The sequence below is a fragment of the Acinetobacter sp. 226 genome (assembly GCF_048147925.1).
Taxonomy (GTDB): Bacteria; Pseudomonadota; Gammaproteobacteria; order Pseudomonadales; family Moraxellaceae; genus Acinetobacter; species Acinetobacter pecorum.
The window spans coordinates 1-6517 of the sequence record NZ_JAYWYX010000052.1 but is presented as its reverse complement, the minus strand read 5'-3'; the positions used below and the strand labels follow the sequence as shown (position 1 = coordinate 6517).

Annotated in this window: 11 protein-coding genes; 4 read left to right on the top strand and 7 right to left on the bottom strand. The window is 33.5% G+C overall.

All coding sequences use genetic code 11. From position 1 onward, the window contains the following. The first annotated feature begins 72 nt into the window (after positions 1–72). The 3 genes from VXP95_RS15055 (at position 73) to VXP95_RS15045 (ending at position 1126) form a co-directional block, all read left to right on the top strand. Entirely contained in the window at positions 73–339 is a 267-nt protein-coding gene (locus tag VXP95_RS15055) for a mobilization protein (RefSeq protein ID WP_180054142.1), read from the top strand. A 17-nt stretch (positions 340–356) separates the two neighbouring features. Beyond that, positions 357–788 carry a hypothetical protein gene (locus VXP95_RS15050; protein WP_004986359.1) on the top strand — a complete coding sequence of 144 codons (432 nt, stop codon included), beginning with the start codon at positions 357–359 and terminating at the stop codon, positions 786–788. Positions 789–874: 86 nt separating this feature from the next. Next, positions 875–1126: a hypothetical protein gene (locus VXP95_RS15045; protein ID WP_004969151.1), complete on the top strand. Its 252-nt coding sequence runs from the start codon at positions 875–877 to the stop codon at positions 1124–1126. 24 nt (positions 1127–1150) lie between these two features. Here VXP95_RS15045 and VXP95_RS15040 read toward each other — a convergent pair whose 3' ends face one another. The 3 genes from VXP95_RS15040 to VXP95_RS15030 form a co-directional block, all read right to left on the bottom strand. Further along, positions 1151–1465: a BrnA antitoxin family protein gene (locus VXP95_RS15040; RefSeq protein ID WP_004728471.1), complete on the bottom strand. Its 315-nt coding sequence runs from the start codon at positions 1463–1465 to the stop codon at positions 1151–1153. Then, positions 1428–1739, bottom strand: a complete 312-nt coding sequence (locus VXP95_RS15035) for a BrnT family toxin (RefSeq protein ID WP_004728473.1) — start codon at positions 1737–1739, stop codon at positions 1428–1430. The genes VXP95_RS15040 and VXP95_RS15035 overlap by 38 nt, the downstream gene beginning before the upstream one ends. A 231-nt stretch (positions 1740–1970) precedes the next feature. Next, entirely contained in the window at positions 1971–2525 is a 555-nt protein-coding gene (locus VXP95_RS15030) for a hypothetical protein (RefSeq protein ID WP_004734496.1), read from the bottom strand. Positions 2526–2758: 233 nt separating this feature from the next. Between VXP95_RS15030 and VXP95_RS15025 the strand changes: the two genes are divergently transcribed. Further along, the gene (locus VXP95_RS15025; protein ID WP_416712321.1) at positions 2759–3322 is read left to right on the top strand and encodes a tetratricopeptide repeat protein; all 564 of its coding nucleotides are present in this window, start codon (positions 2759–2761) and stop codon (positions 3320–3322) included. A gap of 143 nt (positions 3323–3465) precedes the next feature. On the opposite strand, the gene VXP95_RS15020 is transcribed toward VXP95_RS15025, so the two are convergent. From VXP95_RS15020 to repM, 4 genes are all read right to left on the bottom strand, one after another. Further along, positions 3466–3936 (bottom strand): hypothetical protein, encoded by a 471-nt coding sequence (locus VXP95_RS15020; RefSeq protein ID WP_253114780.1) that lies wholly within the window; start codon positions 3934–3936, stop codon positions 3466–3468. A gap of 53 nt (positions 3937–3989) precedes the next feature. Continuing rightward, positions 3990–4412, bottom strand: coding sequence for a hypothetical protein (locus VXP95_RS15015; protein ID WP_168382828.1), 423 nt, complete (start codon positions 4410–4412; stop codon positions 3990–3992). Positions 4413–4702: 290 nt separating this feature from the next. Beyond that, complete coding sequence (locus VXP95_RS15010; protein ID WP_127262066.1) at positions 4703–5227, bottom strand: plasmid replication DNA-binding protein; 525 nt, start codon at positions 5225–5227, stop codon at positions 4703–4705. 78 nt (positions 5228–5305) lie between these two features. Beyond that, positions 5306–6235, bottom strand: coding sequence for a replication initiation protein RepM (repM, locus tag VXP95_RS15005; RefSeq protein ID WP_127262067.1), 930 nt, complete (start codon positions 6233–6235; stop codon positions 5306–5308). Between the last annotated feature and the right edge of the window lie 282 nt (positions 6236–6517).

Here is a 6517-nt window from a genome sequence, read left to right as displayed (position 1 = left end):
TATAGCACCTTGAATGCATATTCAAGTGCGCTTATGTTAGGGATGGTTTCCCAGGATGATGGTATTGGATTAATGAGCGTTACTGAAACACTAGACATCAAAATTAAAGCTCAAGAAGAAAAGCTAAAACAGCTCAAAGCTCAAAGACAGGCAGCACTTGCACGAGAACGTGCCAAAGAGAAAGAACAGGCAAGAAAGGATGATACCAGACGTAAGATTTTGATCGGATCCTGCATGTTGAAAATCACCGAAGATGATGAGCAAGCCAGAGCAAAACTGATTGCTCAGATGGACAAGTATTTGACTGATGAACGTGACCGAAAGCTATTTAATCTATAAATTTTGAGAGATGAGTAGTGGAAGATTCAACACTTAATGAGTTAATACGTAATACAGAATTATTCTTTGAACATCACTGGAATGTAGATCTATTAGGAAAGCCTCCTGAATGGTCACCAGTACATTTTAATTTTGGAAAAATTCCTAATTACGATAAACAAGGTGTATATGCGTTTATCAAAGGAGATTTAGTGACTTATATCGGTGTTGGGACTTCTAGAGGGGCTGGCCGTTATCGTGGTAATGGCTTAAGCGCCAGGGTAATGAAATATTGCCGATGGAATGAAGATAAAACTGAATATATTGCGATAGATCCAAGACTGAAAGATGCTGGATCCATCATTACAATAGGCTTTGAACGTGATACGGCTTATTTAGCAAATGCCCTAGAAGTTTTTCTTATCTCTAAAATCCAACCTGTCCACAATGTAGTTAAAGTTGGTATGTAATTTCGCATAAGAGATTTTATGTTAAATAAGACTATTAAGATCAGTTATAATTATCTAATAAGTGATTAAAAATAATAAGGTAATTTATGTCTACATGGGTGTGGGTGCTTATTTATTTGGCAGTTAGCTTAATGTTCAAATGGATTATTTCATGGGGGGGAGCTGATTATATTAAAGGCTGGAAGAGTATCTTTTTCTTAGATATGGAATCAAGCTCATGGAATGAAGAACAGCTTAGAGCTATGGCTTTGTTTCTATGGATAGCATTTACCATTCTTTTTATTATAGGTTTAATTTACCCCGAATTTAGATTCTATAAGCTTAAAAATAGTTTGTAAAAAACGGAGCTTAAGCTCCGTTTTTTATGGATGATTTTTTAAATCATTCAGCATTGCATCACGTAAAATCTTATTCATACGTGTCTGATAGCCTTTGCCTTGTGCTTTTAGCCATTGCATAACATCTGCATCAATGCGTACTGTAGTCACTTGTTTAGTTGGCTTATAAAACGGATTTTGGACAGCATTTTTCCAAAAGCTTTCATCAAGTTCAGGAATGTCCGAAAAGTCTATTTCACTGTCTGGGCGTTTAGCCAGGGCTTCGAGTCTTGCCTTTTGTTCTTCAGACAAAACAGGAGGCTTATTCAAATCCATTTTGTAGGTAACGATTTTGCTCATATTGTTTCCTCTCTTTTTTCTCTGCCTGTCGTGCTGAAATAATACGGATATGATCAATCCCATTATGATCTTGTACAGTATGAGCCACTAATAAAACTGTCTGGCCGTGTACGAGACCTATCGCTTGCCAACGATATTCACCATTTTCAAAGCGATCCTGTTTGAAGACGGCATAAGCATCATAAAAAACCAATGTTGCATCTTCAAAAGCTACACCATGTTTTTTGAGATTTGTATCTGCTTTATGCTCATCCCATGAAAACTCAATTTCCATAGTTGCATCGCTTTTTGTTAATATAAAAATGTTAATACAAAATTGTAAATTTTGCAAAGTTCTTCCATTTTTTATTGGCAAAATCTTACAGAATCGAACATAAAAAAGCCGATTTGTTTCAAAATCGACTTTTTGCTGATTTCTTAGTCATGAGTAAATTTTTAAGTTATTGATAATAAAATTAATATACAAGTGTACTTCGTATAACCACCATTATGTTAAATGGGGGGATTAGATCCATCCTCCAGTAATAAAATCTCCTGAATCATATCCAATAGAGTACCCAACCTTTCTTTCTGGGTAAGCGGTTTTATAATGATTCATTGACGCTTGTGCCAGTTTAAGTGCATAAGCTAAGAACAAAGGATATTCAGCATAATTATCCAGTTCTGTTTCATCTGCTAAATCTTCAATAGATCGTAAAATTTCAGAGCTAAAAGCGCCTTGCTCAGGATAGTATGTTCTAGCTTCAGACATCCAATCTAAGTTATCTTCTTCTGCAATGTATTGATCTGATACTGCAAAATATAGATATCCATTATCAGAAAGACCAAACCAAAACCCTTGCTCAATAAAGGGAGAAGCCTCTTTTTCTAAAGAGTCAATTACGTGGGCTGCTAAACTTTTAACTTCTGTTGTGTAATCTAATTCTTTGAATAGGTCCCAACTTTTGTTTGGCTGCATTTCATGACAATGATTGATGATCGTTGTCATGAAATTATCAATATCTAGATCATTTTTATGAAGATCAATTTCTTTAAAGATTTTTACGAAGTCAAATGACATAAATAGCCTACATTTTTCCAAAATTTAAATAAGTAAGAAACGTTTAGATTCCCTAAAATTAACATACTGCACGTTATACGAAATTTAAAAAATGAGATTATCCTTATGATAATTAAAGAAATTTAAAAATTTCGTATAATCACCATTATGTTAAATCACTCTAATTTTTCATCTTAATAAAGTATTATTAATAACATAACGAATTAAATATAACTTTGATTTGAAGGCATAAAATGAAATTTTTCAAACTTGCATCTATTGCTCTAGGACTGATCTTTTCTATGGAAACTTTGGCAAATCCAACATTTTCAAATGAGTTATTAACAAAGGCTGAAAATGGTGATTCATCAGCACAATTAGAATTAGCCGATGTATATATACATGGTTACGGTATTGAAGAAGATGAAGCTCAAGCCGAAAGCTGGGCTATTAAGTCAGCGGAAAGTGGCAATATCGATGCAATGTATTGGCTTGGTGATGGGTATGCGACATACGCTGGTTTAGTTGAAGATATGGACCCAACTGATGCTGAAGAACATTATAAGAAAGCTTTTGTGTGGTTCTCAAAAGGATCTGACTTAAATCATACTGATTCTATGGTGGGTTTAGCTAATTTATATCGTAATGGTGAGGGAGTTACTGAAGATACTGCTAAGGCATTATATTTATTTAAAAAAGCTGCGTCTCTTGGCAGTAAAGAGGCTATGAGGGATCTTGAATTTATGTATCGATATGGAATAGGTGTAGAAAAAAATTTAGATAAAGCAAAATTTTGGGAAGATAAGGTACAGATGTAACTATGTAGAATAATTAAAATTAACATAATACACGTTATGCGAAATTAGAAAAATGAGTTTATTGCACTGATATTTATCTGTTTTTTAAATTTTAGACCTGGGTTGGTGCCCAGGTTTTTTTATTGCGTATAACAACCATTATGTTAAATAGAGGTTTGTTTGTGCCATTTTTGAAGTTCATTTATAAAGTTATGAAATACTTCCATAGGTTCTAATGGCGAATAATTTTCTAGTGCTAAATAGAATTCGTCATCATATGAAATGAGTAAATTATTTAAGTTTTTATCTTCTAAATATTTTGAAATTAAACAGATTTTTTGAAAAAAAGGATAAGTATCCTCTTTTGATCGAATAGAAGTAATGTGACTAAGAACATACTCCTTCAATAAAGTATGGATTACATTATTTCTCGTATTTATATCAAGATCAGTAATATGTATCTTTTTAAAATACTCAATAACCTCTTGAGGATCTGCTAAAAAACATACATCTAAAGCTAATTCATCTGAAAGATTAGTTTCTAAAGTATCTAAAACCCATTTTTGAATGTCTTCTGGAGATTTCAAATATAATTCTAATTCGACTTTAAATTGAATTTTATTGGCTTCACTCATTTGTATTATATTAACTATTAGTTAGTAACTACTCTAATTAAGCCTTAATAAAGCTAGTCTGTATATAACCAACGGACGAATTTACCATCTTCATCATAGAGTTTATGAGCTAATGCGTAAGGGCAATATATCAAGAAATACCACCCTAGATAGTTATTTTTTTGATCCATTTGATGGATAGCAATACTACCAATCCAAACTTGTTGTAGCTGTTCAATTTGTTCTTGTGGGCTTCCAAGCAGTAACTCTCCATCTCTAGATGGGTCTTCACAATTCAAATTATAAAATAAAGAAATATCACCACTTTCTAACAGGATTTTTAGAACTTCGAAGAAGGCTACATCTTGTCCATATTCGAGCTTAACCTTTGGATCTATTTCTTTAAGAAAGTTACCACACAAATAAAATAAATCATCTAAACCTTCCTTAAACTCATATTCATGAAAGGTTTTAAGGATTAACTCCAATTGATTCATTAAAATGGATGCTCCAAAATATTTAAAAATTAAGAATTTCTAAAATTAACATAATACACCTTATACGAAATGCTCTTTTTTATTCTATATAAATCATAGTCTTATCGTATACAAAAAAGCCCAACTGCACTCAGTTGGGCTTTTTTAATGATTTTTCATGTTCCACGCTTACTATTTAAGCAATGTTCCACGGTTTTGTTCAGTTTTAATAAACCTCATCCGGTTTTTTGATGAGTCATTATTTCATGTGCTTGCACTGAAATTGGCTCATCAAAAAACTGGAGTCCTGGCTAACCATAAGGAAGGAAAAAACGGCTCAGGAAACCCCTTTTTTTAGGTTCAGGCTCAACGTGTTCTGGAACAGGGATACGTTTGTTCTCTGGAGTAGTTAATCTGTTCTCTTTTGGTGGAACTACTATCACCTCTTCCTTCATTTCTACAATGGGAGCTGATTTAGGGAGTTCGGGTTCACTAGGCTCTTGGATCTTTGGTTTGGGTGCTTCCAGTAGACGTTGCATCATCTCAATTTGATTTTGATAAAAGGATTCACGCTCTTTTGCATCATCAAGTTGATTTTTCAGCATGTCTATCTGTTGCCTAAGTAGTAAAACTTCTGCCGAATTTGGACTGTCTATTTTTACAGACTCTTTTACATCTAGTTTTTTTGAAGGTTCACCAAAAACACGGATAGCCTCGGCTAGATCAATTTTATTATCAGAATTTTTACTTAAAATTCCTTTCTTTATGTTGTTGTAAATCGTTTGTCTATTGATATTGTAAAGCTTAGAAAGCTCAAGAACTGTAAGGCTTTTCATGTTGTAAATCTATGCCTAACTCTGTCAAAAGTTGTTGTCTATTAGACTGCCTAATAGACAAATGATCAAGTATAAATTTTAGGCAGCTTGATAGCCAACTTTTTGAAGATAAGGGAATAATTCTTGGAATTTTTGAGAATCTTGAAGCATTTCTGCAATGCGCACAGCAAATTGCTGGTAGCTTTCGGTGCCTTCTGAATATCGCCCCATCTCAGGTAATTCAGAAAGTTTGTTGGCAAAGAGATGACGTTGTTTATCACTCATTTTGGAGAAAAGAGCTAATGTATCCGTTCCCTTAATTACTTTGTCAGAGTTGGTTTTTTTCTGCTTAAAACTGAAAGAAAAACCGGAAATTGAACGTCCTTTTTTATGTTGTTCATATTTAGCCGTTATATCGGTTAACTCATTTACTTGCTTGAGGGCAAACTCTAAAACATACGTTTTAAAATTACTCATTGTTTTGTATTGATGAGCTTCGACACCAAGTTGTTGTCTAAAGATCGATAGATCAAAAATTGGCGTTTTACCGGCAGATCTCCATTGAATTAATAACTCGTATAACCGAATAGCATAAGAGCTAGTTAATCTCGAAACCTGCTCCAATTCATATTTAGTAAAGTTTTCTTCCAGTCGAGTTATGAGTGGAACAATGTCTTGCGTGAAACGTAGGAAAACGATCCCGGATTGAGGTTCATATCCAATTTTATCGACCCAACGACAGTGAAAGCTACGATCCTTACCAGTCTTAGGATTAATGTCATGATACGTGACATAGCGATCAAATAAGCTTTTAGATGCATCCCGAAGCACGGTATAAGCAGTGTGTTTCTCGACATTAAAGGTATTGATATAACTACTTGCATGTACTTCTAAAAGGCTATTTTCAGTTATCCCATGCCCTGTTTCTCGAGCTTCAGCAATGGCTAATAGGATCAGCCTTTGTTCAACTGTATCTAGGGTATAGCTAGCTTGAATTAAAGCATTATCCTTTACGATTAATTCACTCATTTCTAATAATAAATTTATAATTAAACTAGGTCGTACAATAGACTATTTTAATTGATTTGTAAATCATCTTGATTTGAGGTCGATAAACCTAGTTTTAAGGTCGATAAACCTAGTTTTATGGGTCGATAAACCTAGTTTTATGGGTCGATAAACCTAGTTTTATGGGTCGATAAACCTAGTTTTATTGGCTCTGAAACCCTTGTGTATAAAGGATTACAGCTTAATTAAAAGCATTTAAAAGATTAAAAATAATTAAAAGCCCAAAGAATGAAAAATTGCCCT